Annotated in this window: 17 protein-coding genes and 2 pseudogenes; 13 read left to right on the top strand and 6 right to left on the bottom strand. The window is 26.8% G+C overall.

Annotated features, from left to right (window positions below):
- Positions 1-13: 13 nt before the first annotated feature.
- The 6 genes from mnmE to rpmH all read right to left on the bottom strand — a co-directional run bounded on the left by mnmE (position 14) and on the right by rpmH (position 3633).
- Positions 14-1399, bottom strand: coding sequence for a tRNA uridine-5-carboxymethylaminomethyl(34) synthesis GTPase MnmE (gene mnmE / locus D3Z33_RS14960; RefSeq protein ID WP_160198581.1), 1386 nt, complete (start codon positions 1397-1399; stop codon positions 14-16).
- A gap of 97 nt (positions 1400-1496) precedes the next feature.
- Complete coding sequence (gene jag, locus D3Z33_RS14955) at positions 1497-2123, bottom strand: RNA-binding cell elongation regulator Jag/EloR (RefSeq protein ID WP_160198580.1); 627 nt, start codon at positions 2121-2123, stop codon at positions 1497-1499.
- Position 2124: 1 nt separating this feature from the next.
- On the bottom strand, positions 2125-2835 hold the full coding sequence (locus D3Z33_RS14950) for a YidC/Oxa1 family membrane protein insertase (protein WP_160198579.1): 711 nt from the start codon (positions 2833-2835) through the stop codon (positions 2125-2127).
- Positions 2836-2870: 35 nt separating this feature from the next.
- On the bottom strand, positions 2871-3092 hold the full coding sequence (yidD, locus tag D3Z33_RS14945; protein WP_160198578.1) for a membrane protein insertion efficiency factor YidD: 222 nt from the start codon (positions 3090-3092) through the stop codon (positions 2871-2873).
- An 18-nt stretch (positions 3093-3110) separates the two neighbouring features.
- Positions 3111-3446, bottom strand: coding sequence for a ribonuclease P protein component (gene rnpA / locus D3Z33_RS14940; RefSeq protein WP_160198577.1), 336 nt, complete (start codon positions 3444-3446; stop codon positions 3111-3113).
- A 52-nt stretch (positions 3447-3498) separates the two neighbouring features.
- A complete protein-coding gene (gene rpmH / locus D3Z33_RS14935) occupies positions 3499-3633 on the bottom strand; it encodes a 50S ribosomal protein L34 (RefSeq protein WP_130805447.1) in 135 nt (44 codons plus the stop codon).
- A 581-nt stretch (positions 3634-4214) separates the two neighbouring features.
- Between rpmH and dnaA the strand changes: the two genes are divergently transcribed.
- The 13 genes and pseudogenes from dnaA (at position 4215) to D3Z33_RS14870 (ending at position 15882) form a co-directional block, all read left to right on the top strand.
- Positions 4215-5564, top strand: a complete 1350-nt coding sequence (gene dnaA, locus D3Z33_RS14930; protein WP_160198576.1) for a chromosomal replication initiator protein DnaA — start codon at positions 4215-4217, stop codon at positions 5562-5564.
- Positions 5565-5792: 228 nt separating this feature from the next.
- On the top strand, positions 5793-6896 hold the full coding sequence (gene dnaN, locus D3Z33_RS14925) for a DNA polymerase III subunit beta (protein ID WP_160198575.1): 1104 nt from the start codon (positions 5793-5795) through the stop codon (positions 6894-6896).
- Between the two features lie 55 nt (positions 6897-6951).
- Positions 6952-7161 carry an RNA-binding S4 domain-containing protein gene (locus D3Z33_RS14920; RefSeq protein ID WP_130805450.1) on the top strand — a complete coding sequence of 70 codons (210 nt, stop codon included), beginning with the start codon at positions 6952-6954 and terminating at the stop codon, positions 7159-7161.
- Between the two features lie 101 nt (positions 7162-7262).
- Positions 7263-8375, top strand: coding sequence for a DNA replication/repair protein RecF (recF, locus tag D3Z33_RS14915; RefSeq protein ID WP_160198574.1), 1113 nt, complete (start codon positions 7263-7265; stop codon positions 8373-8375).
- Positions 8376-8398: 23 nt separating this feature from the next.
- Complete coding sequence (gene remB, locus D3Z33_RS14910) at positions 8399-8707, top strand: extracellular matrix regulator RemB (protein WP_160198573.1); 309 nt, start codon at positions 8399-8401, stop codon at positions 8705-8707.
- Positions 8694-10613: a DNA topoisomerase (ATP-hydrolyzing) subunit B gene (gene gyrB, locus D3Z33_RS14905; protein WP_160198572.1), complete on the top strand. Its 1920-nt coding sequence runs from the start codon at positions 8694-8696 to the stop codon at positions 10611-10613. Before remB ends, gyrB begins: the two co-directional genes overlap by 14 nt.
- A 28-nt stretch (positions 10614-10641) precedes the next feature.
- A pseudogene (locus D3Z33_RS14900) lies at positions 10642-10962 on the top strand (DNA gyrase subunit A); the annotation flags it as partial.
- A 66-nt stretch (positions 10963-11028) separates the two neighbouring features.
- Complete coding sequence (locus tag D3Z33_RS14895; protein WP_160198571.1) at positions 11029-11415, top strand: hypothetical protein; 387 nt, start codon at positions 11029-11031, stop codon at positions 11413-11415.
- A gap of 55 nt (positions 11416-11470) precedes the next feature.
- On the top strand, positions 11471-11848 hold the full coding sequence (locus tag D3Z33_RS14890; protein WP_160198570.1) for an LAGLIDADG family homing endonuclease: 378 nt from the start codon (positions 11471-11473) through the stop codon (positions 11846-11848).
- A gap of 237 nt (positions 11849-12085) precedes the next feature.
- A pseudogene (gene gyrA, locus D3Z33_RS14885) lies at positions 12086-14203 on the top strand (DNA gyrase subunit A); the annotation flags it as partial.
- A gap of 107 nt (positions 14204-14310) precedes the next feature.
- A complete protein-coding gene (locus D3Z33_RS14880; RefSeq protein WP_130805455.1) occupies positions 14311-14631 on the top strand; it encodes an STAS domain-containing protein in 321 nt (106 codons plus the stop codon).
- Positions 14632-14633: 2 nt separating this feature from the next.
- Positions 14634-15086, top strand: a complete 453-nt coding sequence (locus D3Z33_RS14875; protein ID WP_347561291.1) for an ATP-binding protein — start codon at positions 14634-14636, stop codon at positions 15084-15086.
- A gap of 1 nt (position 15087) precedes the next feature.
- Entirely contained in the window at positions 15088-15882 is a 795-nt protein-coding gene (locus D3Z33_RS14870; RefSeq protein ID WP_160198569.1) for a SigB/SigF/SigG family RNA polymerase sigma factor, read from the top strand.
- The last annotated feature ends 129 nt before the right edge of the window (positions 15883-16011 follow it).

Raw genomic sequence — 16011 nt, 5'->3', positions numbered from 1 at the left:
ATTTTTTCACTCCTTATTTTCCGATACAGAAATCACTAAATATTCTATCTATAATATCTTCTCCTACTGTATCACCATTTATTTCACCTAAGTTATCATAACATTCTTTAACATCTACTTCTATACAATCAATAGGCATATTCATTTCTATTGATTCTAATGCTTCTTCTATATTCTTTTTAGCTTTTAAAAGTAAATCTTTATGTCTTACATTATTTATTATAATGCTATCATTTATTTTCACATCGCCTTTAAAGAACATATCTTTTATTGTTTTCTCTAACTTTTCTAAACCTTCTCCTTTTAACATAGAAGTGTTTAATATAGTTTTATTTGGAAGATAATTTTTTAAAGTTTCTATTGATGTTTTTATTTCCAAATCAGTCTTATTTAATAATATAATAGACTTTTTATTTTTTACAAGTTCAATTATATTTTTATCTTCATCAGAAATCTCTTCTGAAGCATCAAATACAACAATAGCTAAATCACCTTTATCTACAAGTTCTTTTGCTCTATCTACACCTATTTTTTCTACTATATCTTCTGTTTCTCTTATTCCAGCAGTATCTACAATTCTAAGAGGAATTCCATTCAGATTAACATATTCTTCTATTATATCTCTAGTGGTTCCTGGTATTTCTGTAACTATAGCTCTATTTTCTCTTAATATAGCATTCATTAAAGAAGATTTTCCTACATTGGGTTTACCAAGTATTATAGTTTTAAGTCCTTCTTTAATTATCTTTCCTGAATAAGCTGTAGAAAGTAATCCTTCTATAGTTTTAAATATAAATTCTCCTTCTTCTTGCATTTTTTCATATGCCATTTCCTCTACATCATCTTCATCAGGAAAATCAATTGTAGCTTCAATTTGAGCAAGCATTTTAAGAACTGATTCCCTTAAAACTCTTACTTCTTTTGAAAGAGCACCTTCAAGTTGATTAAGAGAAACATCAAAACTTGAATCTGTTTTTGCACTTATTAAATCCATAACAGCTTCGGCTTGTGTAAGATCAATTCGTCCATTCATAAAAGCTCTTTTAGTAAATTCACCTTCTTCAGCTATTCTAGCTCCATTGTTTAATACTATTTCAAGTATTCTTCTAACAGATATTATACCTCCATGACAATTTATTTCCACTACATCTTCTGTAGTATAGGTATATGGTGCTTTCATATACACAATTAAAACTTCATCTATTGTTTTATCATTTTCGGGATCAATTATATGACCATAATGTAATTTTCTAGTTTCTCTATTTTTTAATGATATATCTTTTTTACCTCTAAAGATTTTATCTGCAATATTAACTGCTTCTTTACCACTTAAGCGAACTATTCCAATACCAGCTTCACCTGGTGCAGTAGCAATAGCAGCAATAGTATCTATATCCACTTTTATTCACCTCTTATATTTTACTTATTATATATTATACCTTAATTTACCCAAATAAATAACATAAACCCAGTTTTTAAACTGGGTTTACATAATTTTATTTAATATCTATTACAACTTTTCTATTTGGTTCCTTACCTTCACTAAATGTTTTTATATAAGGATCTGATTGAAGTGCAAAATGAATTATTCTTCTTTCATAAGGATTCATTGATTCAAGTCTTATTTTTTTCCTAGTTCTTTTTGCTTTTCCAGCCATCTTTTTAGCAAGTCTTATAAGTGTCTCTTCTCTTTTTTTTCTGTAATTTTCAGTATCTAAAAGTACTTTTAAATATTCTTCTCTATCTTTGTTTACAATAAGACTTATAATATATTGAATTGAATCTAATGTATTTCCTCTTTTACCAATAATAGCTCCCATATCCTCAGAGTTTTCACCTATAACTTCTATTTCTAAAATGTCCCCAACTAAGCTCATCCTTATATCAGCCTTAATTTCCATTTTTTCTAAAAGTGTATTTAAAAAGTTTGTAGCTTGTTCTTTAGGGTCATTTTTTACAGTTATTTTAACTTTAGCATCTTTTGAACCTATAAATCCTAAAAATCCTTTATTAGGTTCTTCTAATATTTCAATACTTACTCTGTCCCTATCTACATTTAACTTTTGAACTCCTTCTTTTATAGCATCTTGAACAGTTTTTGAAGAAATAATAATTGATTTCATATTATTTTATATCCTCCTTAAGTGCTCCTGCATTTCTATTTATAATAAATTGTTGCACTATTTGGAATGTATTACTTATTACCCAATATAGAGCAAGTCCAGCAGGAACAGATCTTGCAAAAAATAATATCATAATAGGCATTATAGTAGTCATCATCTTTTGACTAGATTGAGCTGCATTGTCTCCATTACTAGGTTGTTGTGCTGTCATCATTTTACTTTGGAAATAAGTAGTTAGTGCTGCAACTATTGGTAATATCCAAAGATCAGTATCTTTTAAGTTATCTATCCATAAAAAACTCTTGTTTATTGCATCATATGCTTCTGGAGATTCAAATACATATTTTACTGGCTCTCTAAGAACTCTAAAAAATCCAATTATTATTGGAAATTGTATAAGTAAAGGGAGACATCCTCCAAAAGGATTTACTTTATATTCTTTATATAATTCCATTGTTTTCATATTTAAAGTTTCTTTATCATTCTTATATTTCTTTTGTAGTTCTTGCATCTTAGGTTGAATTTTTTGCATGTTTTTCATTGATTTTGTTTGCTTTAATGTTAAAGGTAATATAATAAGTTTAACTATTATAGTAGCAATTATAATTGATATTGCATAAGCTGAGAAAGATTCAAAATCTAAATTAGCCCCTGCAACAAAATTATATATAAAATCAACTAGTTTTCCCAAGGGACGAGCAAAGATATCCATAATTAAATTTAACCCCCTTAAAAGTTACAGTACAGTTATTTTTTATTTTTTTCTACTGGATCATATCCTCCAGAATTAAAAGGATTACACCTCAATATTCTCCAAATTGATTTTATGCTACCTCTAAAAACGCCTAATTTTTCAATGGCCTCTAAACTATAAGCTGAACAAGTTGGATAAAATCTACAGGTTCTTCCTTTCATTGGTGAAATGTATCTCTGATAAAGTATTATAATTTTTTTAATTATACACTTCACTATAAACAGCCTTTCTGTTTAATTATTTAATTTACTTCTTTTAAATAAATTTAGAATTGATTTTTCTATATCTACATAAGTAGCTTGATTGCACCTTATTCTAGCTAACAATATAATATCATATCCCTGATTTATACCTTCACTATTTAGTCTAAAAGCTTCTTTTATAAGTCTTTTTACTCTATTTCTAATTACAGCATTTCCTATCTTTTTTGTTACAGAAAAACCTACTCTATTATGTTCTAATCCATTTCTAATAAAAAAAATTACTAAATATTTATTAGATAGTGACTTTCCTTTATCATATACTCTTCTAAACTCTCTATTGTTTTTAAGACTTTCTATTTTATTCATCTAAAACTCCTCTAATGATATTAGATTGAATAAAAAGGCCACTAATGCGGCCTTATGCAGACAATCTTTTTCTGCCTTTTCTTCTACGTCTTTGTAGGACATTTCTTCCTGATTTATTTTTCATTCTTTTTCTAAACCCATGTTCTCTACTTCTTTGTCTTTTTTTAGGTTGGTATGTTCTCTTCATTAAGTACACCCCCTTTAGATTTGCTACCTCAAAAAATATAATATATTTATATGGTAACTTCCAGATTTTTTAATTTAAGCACTACTTATTGATTATAGCTATTTCATTGGGGTATGTCAAGCTTTCTCATAATATTTTCTCTGTTAATATTTTTATTCACATCATGTTATTTTTGTGGATATCTTTTTTATTTTGTTGATTGTTTGCATTTTTTTTGATATTATTAATAAAAATGTGGATTAAATTATTGAGAATATTAACAGTTATACACAGGTTGTGGATTAAATTGTGTATAACTAAATTTTTCTGTGGAATTTATATTTAATAATTTTACTAAATACTGTTTATTTCTCTTTTTTTAGTCAACAATTATAAAGTATATTATTTTGTTGATAACATGTTTTTATATAATTAAACTTTATTTTTTTACCTCTATACACATATTATTCACATGATATTTGCTTTTTTTTGTGGATTATTTTTATTGATTTTTTCATATTTATAAAATAATTCTTGTGGATAACTATGTTTATATTATAGATTATATTTTTTTACATTACTTTAAGATAGGAGGACAATGAATGTCAGATAACTTAGATGACTTATGGATTAGAACTCTCAAAATAATAAAGGCAGAACTCACTGAAGTTAGTTTTAATACATGGTTAAAAAGTATTAATCCAGTATCAATAGATAATAATGACATAATACTAGCTGTTCCAAATGAATTTACGAAATCAATTCTTGAGGGTCGCTATTTAACTCTCATTAAAAATTCTATAAATCAAGTATCAAATAGTAATTATGATATTAGATTTGTTATTCCTGGAGAAGATTTGGACAAAAATGTAGACAGGCCTTTAAATAAATCCAATAATAAAGAGAAACAAGTTGAAATACCTCTTAAATCTCAACTAAGACCAAAATATACATTTGATCAATTTGTAATAGGTAATAGTAATAGATTTGCACATGCTGCTTCCCTTGCAGTAGCTGAAGCACCTGCAAAAGCTTATAATCCTTTATTTATTTATGGTGGAGTTGGACTTGGAAAAACCCATCTAATGAATGCAATAGGTCATTATATATTAGATCAAAATCCTAATGCAAATGTTGCTTATGTTTCATCAGAAAAATTTACAAATGAGCTTATAAATTCTATAAGAGATGATAAAAATGTAGAATTTAGAAATAAATATAGACATGTAGATGTATTATTAATAGATGATATTCAATTTATTGCAGGAAAAGAAAGAACTCAAGAAGAATTTTTCCATACATTTAATGCACTTCATGAAGCTAACAAACAAATTATAATATCAAGTGATAGACCACCAAAAGAAATACCTACACTTGAAGATAGATTAAGATCTAGATTTGAATGGGGGCTTATAGCAGATATTCAACAACCCGATTTAGAAACTAGAATAGCAATATTAAAGAAGAAAGCAAACTTAGAGAATTTAGAAATAGATAATGAAGTATTTTTATTTATTGCCAACAAAATTCGTTCTAATATAAGAGAGCTAGAAGGAGCATTAATAAGAATAATCGCTTATTCTTCTCTTACAAATAAAGATATTACTATAGAGCTAGCTAATGAAGCATTAAAAGATATCATATCAGGTAATAATAATGAAAAGATTGATGTAAATCGCATAAAGAAAGTAGTAGCTAAACATTTTAATGTTAAGATTGAAGATTTTAATTCTAAAAAAAGAGCACGTTCAATATCTCATCCAAGACAGATAGCAATGTATTTATCACGTGAACTTACAGATTTATCATTGCCTAAAATAGGAGATGAATTTGGAGGAAGAGATCATACTACTGTAATACATGCTTATGACAAAATATCTAATAGTATTAAAAATGATAAAGAACTTAAATCTAGTATTGAGCAAATAGAAAAAGAGCTTAAAGGTAATTAACAATTGTATGTTAATATTATGTGAAGCTATTGTTGATATCTTTTAAAATTAAAATTTAAAGTGTATATGTGGATAAGTTGATACATGTTAATAACATTTTACTAACAGTTCTATATTAATGATTTTATATATTCCAAATAGTTATCCACAAATTCACAGCCCCTATTACTAATACTACTAAATTAAGTTTATTTATTCTATTATTTAATTAAAGGGAGGTTATCCACAATGAAAATTAAAATCGGACAAAATATATTGTCAAAATATATATCCATAGTACAAAAAGGAATTTCATCAAAAACTACATTACCAATACTAAGTGGTATTTTAGTAGAAGCATATGAAAATAAGTTACAATTAACTGGAACTGATTTAGAATTAGGAATAGAAACAAAATTAGATTGTGAAGTTATAGAAGAAGGTAAAATTGTTATAACATCTAGAATATTTGGAGATATAATAAAAAAGTTACCTAATGATGAAGTAATTATTACTACCGACGATGATAATAATATACATATTAGTTGTAGTAATTCAGAGTTTAATATTCAAGGACATTCTGCTGAAGAATATCCGGAGCTACCTTATATAGATAATGAAAGTTCATTTGATATTCCAAAAGACTTACTAAAAAATATGATAAGACAAACTGTCTTTGCAACAGCAGTAGAAGAAACAAGACCTATACTTACTGGAGCATTACTTGAAATAAAAAATAATGATTTAGCTTTAGTAGCATTAGATGGCTATAGATTAGCTCTTAAAAAATCTAAAGCTGATTGTGAAGATTTAAAAGTAGTAATACCTTCTAAAACATTAAATGAAGTAAGTAGAATATTAGATGAAGAAGATGATAATGTAAATATAAAATTCACAACAAATCATATATTATTTGATTTAGGTGATACAATAATTAATTCAAGATTATTAGAAGGGCAATTTTTAAACTATAAGGACATAATAAGAGAAGAATATACATCTAAAGTTACAGTAAAAACTAATAATATAAAACAAAGTATAGAAAGAGCATCACTTTTAGCACGTGAAGGAAGAAATAATTTAGTTAAGTTTGAAATAAAAGACAATAAAATGACAATAACATCTAATTCTGAAATTGGTAATGTACATGAAGAGTTAGATATAGAGTTGGAAGGTGAAGATATTACAATAGCTTTTAATTCTAAATATATTTTAGATGGTTTAAAAGTTATAGATAGTGATATAATAAATATGAACTTTATATCTAATGTAAATCCATGTATAATAAAACCAGTAGAAGATGAAAACTACACTTATTTGGTGTTACCAGTAAGACTTGCAGAAGTAAATTAAATCATTAAATAGGCACCTATTCAGGTGTCTATTATATTTTAAAGGAGAGAGTATAATGAGAGAAGTAAAAATTGATACAGATTATATTAAGTTAGATCAATTATTAAAATATGCAGATATTACACAAACAGGTGGACATAGTAAATTTCTTATAAAAGAAGGAAAAGTAAAAGTTAATGGAGAAAAAAATACAATGAGAGGAAAAAAAATAAGGAAAAATGATATTGTAGAAGTTGAAAATGAAGAAAAAATAATAATAAAATAAATATTAAGCTATAAAAGAGCATATAAAAAGAAAAAATCAAGTAAAAGGAACGAGTGTTTGTATTTGTTTTTTTAAAGTGGTATAATAAAGGGTGTGCTGTTATGCATATAAAAAGTGTAAAGTTAATAAATTTTAGAAACTATAAAGGAATAAAAGTGTTTTTAAATTCTAATCTTAATATATTTTTAGGAGAAAATGGTGAAGGTAAAACTAATTTATTAGAATCTTTATATATAGCTTCAAGTGGAAAATCTTTTAGAACAAATAAAGATAAGGAACTTATAAATTTAAATAAAAATGAAGCATATGTAGGTGTAGAATTAGTAAAAGAAGATACTATAAAAACAATAGAAATAAAATTAGATAATAATAAACCTAAAAGAATCAAAATAAATGGTATTGAACAAGATAAAATATCAGATATATTTGGTGTTTTACAGGCAGTTATATTTTCACCAGAAGATTTAAAAATTGTAAAAGAAGGTCCATATCATAGACGAAATTTTTTAGATATAGAAATAACACAGATAAAACCTATTTATAAAAGTATATTAAATGATTATAGCAGAGTATTAGCCCAAAGAAATAATTTACTTAAAGTGATACCTTATGATGACAAAAAAAGAAAATTATTATTTGTATGGAATAAACAATTAATAGAGTTAGGAACAAAAATAATGATATTTAGAAACTCTTTTGTAAATAGACTGATACCTATATCAAAAGAAATTCATAAAAGTATAACTAAAGGTGAAGAAGTTTTAGATATATCTTATATCTCATCTTTAAATATAAATAAAATGGATAAAAACACAATAATAAAAAATTTCGAAAAAATATTATTAGAAAATGAAAATAATGATATAGAAAAAGGAAGTACAAGCATTGGACCACATAAAGATGATTTGGAAATTAAAATAAATGATAAAGATGTAAGAATGTTTGGATCACAAGGACAAAAAAGGACTACTGTATTATCACTTAAATTAGCTGAAATCGAACTTATAAAACAAGAAACAGAAGAATATCCAATATTACTTTTAGATGATGTATTCTCAGAGTTAGATATAAACAGACGTAGATATCTTGTTTCTAGATTTAAAGATATTCAAACAATAATAACATCTAATGATGATATAAATACTCCCCATATGGACAAAATAGATAAAAAAACTTATTATATTAAGGATGGAGATATTTTATATAGTAAATAAGGCGTTACAGAAAGGATGATTTTATGTATGTTCATATTGGAGGAGACTATGTAATACCTTTCTCAGAGATAATTAGTATAATTAATGTTGATTCAATGATATCAAGAGATACGAGAGAATTTATTAGAGTATGTAAAAAAGAAGGATTTCTAGTAAATATAGTAGATCAAAAGATAAAAACTTTTATTATAACAGAAGAAAAATTGAAAGATACGAAAAACATTAAATATGCAAGTAAAAGTATAGTGTATTGTACAAATATCAAATCAACTACAATTTACAAAAGAATTAATAAAATTAAAGAACGGGGGAACAGCTATGGCGTTAAATGAAAAAAATAGAAATTATGGTGCTGAACAGATACAAGTATTAGAAGGTTTAGAACCAGTTAGAAAAAGACCTGGAATGTATATAGGTAGCACAGGACCTAAAGGATTGCATCATCTTGTATATGAAGTAGTAGATAATAGTATAGATGAAGCATTAGCTGGAGTATGCGATAAAATAGAAGTTATTTTAAACAAAGATGGTTCAGTTACAGTAAGTGATAATGGTAGTGGTATACCTGTTGATATTCATCCTAAAACAGGTAAATCAACAGTTGAAACAGTTTTAACAGTTCTTCATGCTGGAGGAAAATTTGATAATGGTGCATATAAAGTATCAGGTGGATTACATGGAGTTGGTGTATCTGTAGTTAATGCATTATCAACATGGCTTGAAGTAAATGTAAAGAGAAATGGTAACTTATATAATCAAAAGTTTAAAAGGGGTATACCTCAATCATCTTTAGAAGTAATTGATAAAGCAAAAGGAACAGGTACAAGTGTTACATTTATGCCTGATAAAGAAATATTTGAGGATATAAATTTTAAATATGAGACACTTGAACACAGATTAATGGAAATGGCTTTTTTAAATAAAGGCATAACCATAACTATAGAAGATAAAATAAAAGATAAAAAGAAAGTATTTCACTATGAAGGTGGAATAAAAGCATTCGTTAAACATTTAAATAGAAATAGAAATGCTATTCATAATAGGATTATATATTATGAAGGTGAAAAAGAAGGATCTACTGTAGAAATAGCTATTCAATATACTGATAGTTACAATGAAAATATCTTTACTTTTGCAAATAATATAAATACTCAAGAAGGCGGAACACATTTAAGTGGTCTTAAATCAGCACTTACAAGAACTGTAAATGATTATGCTAGAAGAAATGGAATATTAAAAGATAAAGATAATAATTTAAGTGGTGAAGATATAAGAGAAGGTATAACTACAGTATTATCAGTAAAACTTGCAGACCCTCAGTTTGAAGGACAGACGAAAACTAAACTTGGAAATAGTGAAATGAGAGGTATTGTAGATGGTATAGTTAGTAGTGCAGTTGATAGCTTTTTAGAAGAGAATCCTAAAGAAGCTAAAATAATAATAGAGAAGTCACTTAGAGCATCTCGTGCACGTGAAGCTGCAAGAAAAGCAAGAGATTTAACTCGTAGAAAAAATGTATTAGAGAGTTCAGCTTTACCAGGAAAATTAGCTGATTGCTCTGAAAGAGATGCATCTCTTTCAGAAATATTTATAGTCGAGGGAGATTCAGCGGGAGGTTCTGCTAAACAAGGTAGAGATAGAAGGACTCAAGCCATATTACCTTTAAAAGGTAAAATTATGAATGTAGAAAAGGCACGTTTAGATAAAATATTAAATTTTGCTGAAATAAAAGCAATGATAACAGCATTTGGATCAGGGATTGGAGAAGAGTTTGATGTAGAAAAATTAAGATATCATAAAATAGTTATAATGACAGATGCAGATGTTGATGGTGCTCACATTAGAACATTAATACTGACATTCTTCTATAGATATATGAAGCCTTTAATAGAAAATGGATTTATATATATAGCACAGCCACCTTTATATAAAGTAAAAGCTGGAAAACAAGAATTTTATGCTTATTCAGACAAAGAATTAAATAAAATTCTAAGACAAGATCTTAAAGATATCAAAATTAAACCATCAATTTCAAGATATAAAGGTCTTGGTGAGATGAATCCAGAACAGTTATGGGATACTACAATGGATCCTGAAAATAGAATACTGTTACAAGTGAGTATAGATGATGCAGTGGCAGCAGATGAAATATTTACTACTCTTATGGGAGATAAAGTTCAACCAAGAAGAGAATTTATAGAAGAAAATGCAAAAAGTGTTCAAAATTTAGATGTTTAATTGTTATTATAAAGGAGGAGTATTATAGATGAATGAAGAAAATAACAATATTGTACCAATAAATATTGAAGATGAAATGAAAACATCATATCTTGATTATGCTATGAGTGTTATAGTTTCACGTGCGTTACCAGATGTTCGAGATGGACTTAAACCAGTTCATAGAAGAATAATTTATTCAATGAATGGTCTTGGTTTAACGCCAGAAAAACCTCATAAAAAATCAGCACGTATAGTGGGAGACGTATTGGGTAAATACCACCCACATGGAGATAGTGCTGTATATGATGCAATGGTAAGACTTGCTCAAGATTTTTCTACAAGATATCCACTTGTAGATGGACATGGTAAATAGATATTCTCATAATATTTTGATATAGAATTAATTGAGGATGATACATTGGGAGGATTTATAATGTATTCTATAAACTCAAAAAAAGCATTAACTATATTACAAGCTGCGAATTATTTTAATGAAAATAATATATCAATTACAGTTTGTGCTAAAAAATTTGGTATTCATAGAGAAACTTTAGCTAATAAACTTAAAATGTTAAATATATATGAAGATAGAAGAGTAAAATATAAATGCCAAGATAATTATTTTGAAGTTATTGATACTGAAGAAAAAGCGTATTGGTTAGGTTTTATATTAGCGGATGGTAGTTTACATCAAAATACTAATATTTTAAGTATTGGATTATCAATAGAAGATATTAAACATTTAAATAAATTTAAGAAAAGTATTAGTTCTAATCATCCTATTAATATTGAAAAACGAAAATTAAAAAATAAAAAATAAAAAATATGAATCAGCAAGGATAATAATTCATTCTCATAAAATATATAACGATTTAATGTTTCATTATATAGATAATCATAAAAGCAAAAAAGAAAGATATTATGAACTTAATAGTAATTTAGTACCTCATTATATTAGAGGAATATTTGATGGAGATGGATGGTTATCTTGGAATAATAACTGTGCTGAATTAGGATTTGGAATGGGAATTAATATTTTAAAATATATTAAGAAAATAGCTGAAGAAAATAGTAATGTGAAGAATTACAATATAAAAAAATATAAATCTATATATCGTTATAGAATAACTTCAAAAAAAGAGATAATAAAATTATTAAATTATTTATATAGTGATGCAAATATTTATCTAAATAGAAAACATGAGAAATATCAAAATTTTTGCCGACTTAATTCAAAACTACTGGAGAATTAAGTATATTAGAACGGAATTAAGCTGGAACCCTGAGATGGGAATCAGAACCGAAGGCTAGAGATAATACTCTGGTCAGGGGCAACGCATAGAAGATGATCCTGGTGTTAAACAGACTATAATTCTTCCAAGAGGCCGTTCTACGTTGTAGTTAAATATTTACGTAAAAAGGTATGCTGAGCTATAGCAAATTCAAGCTATAGAACTATAAGATAAAAAACTTATAGGATAACATAACTGAACTTTGGATCAGTGGATGGAGATGGCGCAGCTGCAATGCGTTACACTGAAGCGAAAATGAGCAAAATTACCGTTGAAATGTTAAGAGATATAGGAAAGAATACAATTGACTATAGACCAAACTTTGATGAAGAATTAGAAGAACCTATAGTATTACCGAGTAGATTCCCTAATCTACTTGTAAATGGAACTAATGGTATAGCAGTAGGTATGGCAACATCAATACCTCCACATAACTTACGTGAAGTTATAGATGCAGTAGTTATGCTAATAGATAATCCAGAAGCAGAATTAAAAGATATAATGACGAAGATTAAAGGTCCAGATTTCCCAACTGGTGCTACTATAACAGGTAAAGAAGCTATAAAAGAAGCATATAGAACTGGTAGAGGTAAAGTAAAGGTACGTGCTAAAACTACTATAGAGCCAATGAAAAACAATAAAAATAGAATAATAGTAACTGAAATACCTTATCAAGTAAACAAAGCAAGATTAATAGAAAAAATAGCTCATTTAGTTAGGGATAAAAAATTAGAAGGCATATCAGATTTAAGAGATGAATCAGATAGAAATGGTATGAGAATTGTAATAGAATTAAAAAGAGATGCAAATCCAAATGTAGTTTTAAATAATCTTTACAAGCATACTCAAATGCAAGACACTTATAGCCTTATAATGATAGCTTTAGTAAATGATGAGCCTAAAGTACTTACACTAAAGCAAATATTAAATCATTATTTAGAGCATCAAAAAGATGTTATAACTAGAAGAACTAAATATGAACTTGATAAAGCAGAAGCAAGAGCTCATATTTTAGAAGGTTTAAAAATAGCATTAGATAATATTGATGAAGTAATAAAATTAATCAGAGGAAGTAAAAATGCACCTCAAGCAAAAGAAGGATTGATATCTAAATTTGGACTTACTGAAATACAAGCACAAGCTATATTAGATATGAGACTTCAAAAATTAACAGGACTTGAAAGAGATAAAATAGAACAAGAATATAATGATTTAATAAAAGAAATAAATAGATTAAAAGAAATACTTGCAAATGAAAGACTAATATATAAAATTGTAAAAGATGAAATATTAGAAATAAGAGATAAATATGGTGATGATAGAAGAACAGAAATTAAAAATTCTGTAGATGAAATTAATATAGCAGATATGATAGATGAAGAAAATATCGTGATAACACTTACACATTTTGGTTATATTAAAAGATTACCAGAAGACACATATAAATTACAAAATAGAGGTGGAAGAGGAGTTACAGGGCTTACTACAAGGGATGAAGATTTTGTAGAAGATATAATAATAACATCTACCCATGATAACTTATTGTTCTTTACAAGTAAAGGGAAAGTTTATACACTTAGAGCCTTTGAAATTCCTGAAGCTAAAAGACAGGCTAAAGGAACAGCAGTAGTTAATCTCCTTCAATTAGAAGCTGGTGAAACAATAAAATCAATAATACCAATAAAAGAATTTAAGGAAGATAATTATCTTATATTTGCAACTCAAAATGGTTTAGTTAAAAAGACTAATGTAAATCAATTTGAATCTATAAGAAAAAGTGGTCTTATTGCTATAAATCTGAAAGAAGATGATGAGCTTATATCTGTTAAGAAGACTAATGGTGAAAGTGATATAATAGTTACTACAATCTTTGGTATGTCTATAAGATTTAATGAAAAAGATGTAAGAAATATGGGTAGAGCAGCTATGGGAGTTAAAGCTATTTCATTAAATAGAGAAGATAAAGTAATATCTATGAATCTTGTAGAAGAAGGAACTGATTTACTTGTAATAAGTGAAAAAGGTTTTGGTAAAAGAACAGATTTAAGTGAGTATAGGACTCAAACTAGGGGTGGGAAAGGAATAAAGACTTATAATATAAAACCTCACACTGGAGATGTAGTAGGAGCTAGAGTTGTAAACAAAGAAGATGAAATAATGATAATTAGTTATTTAGGTATAATAATAAGACTTAAAATAGCTGGTATATCTCAAATGGGTAGAACTACACAAGGTGTTAAAATCATGAAAGTTGATAAAGATGATAGAGTTGTATCCATAGCAAAAGTAATGAATGAAGAAATAGAAGAGAAATAAAGTTTATTTTGAAAATTATAGGGTATAAAGGATAAGGCAAGTTGAAATTTTGCTTTATCCTTTTTATAATGGGACTAAGGATAAAAAATTTTGGAGGAGGATTTATAATGGCGTTGAATGTAGATAAATCGTATAATGAAGAGAAAGAATCATGGGTATTAAAACCACAAGGGGAAATTGATATATATACAGCTCCTAAATTTAAAGAAATATTATTAAATGTTATAGAATCTAAAGAAAGTGATATAATAATAGATGGAGAAAAGTTAGAATATATAGACTCTACAGGACTTGGTGTGCTAATAAGTGGATTGAAAAAATTGAAAAAAACTGAAAAAAATATAATGATAATAAACTTACGCCCTAACATAGTTAAATTATTTGAAATTACAGGACTAAACAAAGTTTTTGTAGTTAAGGGGGTGTAAAAGTGGAAGATTTAAAGTTAGATACAATAGATAATGGAAAAGAAAATGTAGATCATATAAAATTAAGTATGCCTAATAAAGCTGAATATGTAAGTCTTATAAGACTTACAGCTTCTTCAATTGCAAATCGTATAGGTTTTAATATTGATGAAATTGATGATATTAAAGTAGCTATAGGTGAAGCTTGTGCAAATGCAATAAGACATGGATGTAAAAATATAAATGACACATATGATATAGAATTTTTTGCTCACAATGATAAAATAGAAATACAAATAAAAGATACAGGGAAAGAAAAGGCTAACGTTTGTATAAAAGAACCTAATATAGAAGAATTATCAGAAGGTGGATTAGGTTTATTTATAATAAGAACACTAATGGATGATGTTAAAATAAAAACCACAGAAGGTAAGGGTACAATTATTCGTATGATGAAAATGTTAGGGGTAGATTAATATGGTAAATAAAAATTCTGCCACAAAATCATATAATGCAGATGATGAAAAAGTAGATGTTAAGAAATTATTTAAAATATATGCTGAAACTAATGATAAGGAAATCAGAGATGAGCTTATAAATAGACACCTTTATATAGCAGAAATATTATCAAAAAAATATGCTAATAGAGGTATAGATTTTGATGATATTTATCAAGTAGCATCTTTAGGTTTAATTTATGCTATAGACAGGTATGATTTAGAAAAAGGATATGAATTTTCTAGTTTTGCAACTCCCACAATAATAGGTGAAATAAAAAAATATTTTAGAGATAAAGGTTGGTCTATAAGGGTTCCAAGAAGGATACAAGAACTTTCAAAGAAAATAAATAATGCAAAATTATTATTAAGTCAACAATTACAAAAAACTCCTACTGTTGGTGATATAGCTGAGTATTTAAACTCTACAGAAGAAGAAGTATTAGAAGCTATGGAGGCAAGTAAAGTTTATACCCCTCATTCATTAGATGCTTCTCTTGATTCAGATGGAGAAGATAAAGATGTAAATTTAGCAGCATTAATAGGAGAAGAAGATCATCATTTGCTTAAAATAGAAAATAGAGATTTTCTACTAGATACTATTGAAAAATTAAATGATATAGAAAAGAAAATAATAAAAGATAGATATTTTAATAGGAAAACTCAAATAGCAATAGCAGAAGAAATTGGTATGAGTCAAATGACTATATCAAGACTAGAAAAGAAAATAATACAGAAGTTTAGAAAAGAATTAAATAAGATTTATGCAGAATAAATTTGGGGTTAATTCCCCTTTTTCAAAAATATCCTTGACAACTTTAAAATATTTTGATATAGTACTAAGAGTCGTCAGGAAAGCTTGTCTTTCTAAATAAAAAAAGAATTTAAAAGAAAATAAAAAAAG

Source organism: Senegalia massiliensis (genome assembly GCF_009911265.1).
GTDB lineage: Bacteria > Bacillota > Clostridia > Tissierellales > SIT17 > Anaeromonas > Anaeromonas massiliensis_A.
Note: the sequence above shows the minus strand (reverse complement) of the source record. Positions and strands in the feature narration are given on the sequence as shown.

Bases quoted from the DNA above. Each gene is read 5' to 3' on its own strand.
- jag (WP_160198580.1), bottom strand. From the start codon at position 2,123: ATGAAATCAATTATTATTTCTTCAAAAACTGTTCAAGATGCTATAAAA.
- D3Z33_RS14950 (WP_160198579.1), bottom strand. From the start codon at position 2,835: ATGGATATCTTTGCTCGTCCCTTGGGAAAACTAGTTGATTTTATATAT.
- rnpA (WP_160198577.1), bottom strand. From the start codon at position 3,446: ATGAATAAAATAGAAAGTCTTAAAAACAATAGAGAGTTTAGAAGAGTA.
- rpmH (WP_130805447.1), bottom strand. From the start codon at position 3,633: ATGAAGAGAACATACCAACCTAAAAAAAGACAAAGAAGTAGAGAACAT.
- dnaA (WP_160198576.1), top strand. From the start codon at position 4,215: ATGTCAGATAACTTAGATGACTTATGGATTAGAACTCTCAAAATAATA.
- dnaN (WP_160198575.1), top strand. From the start codon at position 5,793: ATGAAAATTAAAATCGGACAAAATATATTGTCAAAATATATATCCATA.
- D3Z33_RS14920 (WP_130805450.1), top strand. From the start codon at position 6,952: ATGAGAGAAGTAAAAATTGATACAGATTATATTAAGTTAGATCAATTA.
- recF (WP_160198574.1), top strand. From the start codon at position 7,263: ATGCATATAAAAAGTGTAAAGTTAATAAATTTTAGAAACTATAAAGGA.
- remB (WP_160198573.1), top strand. From the start codon at position 8,399: ATGTATGTTCATATTGGAGGAGACTATGTAATACCTTTCTCAGAGATA.
- gyrB (WP_160198572.1), top strand. From the start codon at position 8,694: ATGGCGTTAAATGAAAAAAATAGAAATTATGGTGCTGAACAGATACAA.
- D3Z33_RS14895 (WP_160198571.1), top strand. From the start codon at position 11,029: ATGTATTCTATAAACTCAAAAAAAGCATTAACTATATTACAAGCTGCG.
- D3Z33_RS14890 (WP_160198570.1), top strand. From the start codon at position 11,471: ATGTTTCATTATATAGATAATCATAAAAGCAAAAAAGAAAGATATTAT.
- D3Z33_RS14880 (WP_130805455.1), top strand. From the start codon at position 14,311: ATGGCGTTGAATGTAGATAAATCGTATAATGAAGAGAAAGAATCATGG.
- D3Z33_RS14870 (WP_160198569.1), top strand. From the start codon at position 15,088: ATGGTAAATAAAAATTCTGCCACAAAATCATATAATGCAGATGATGAA.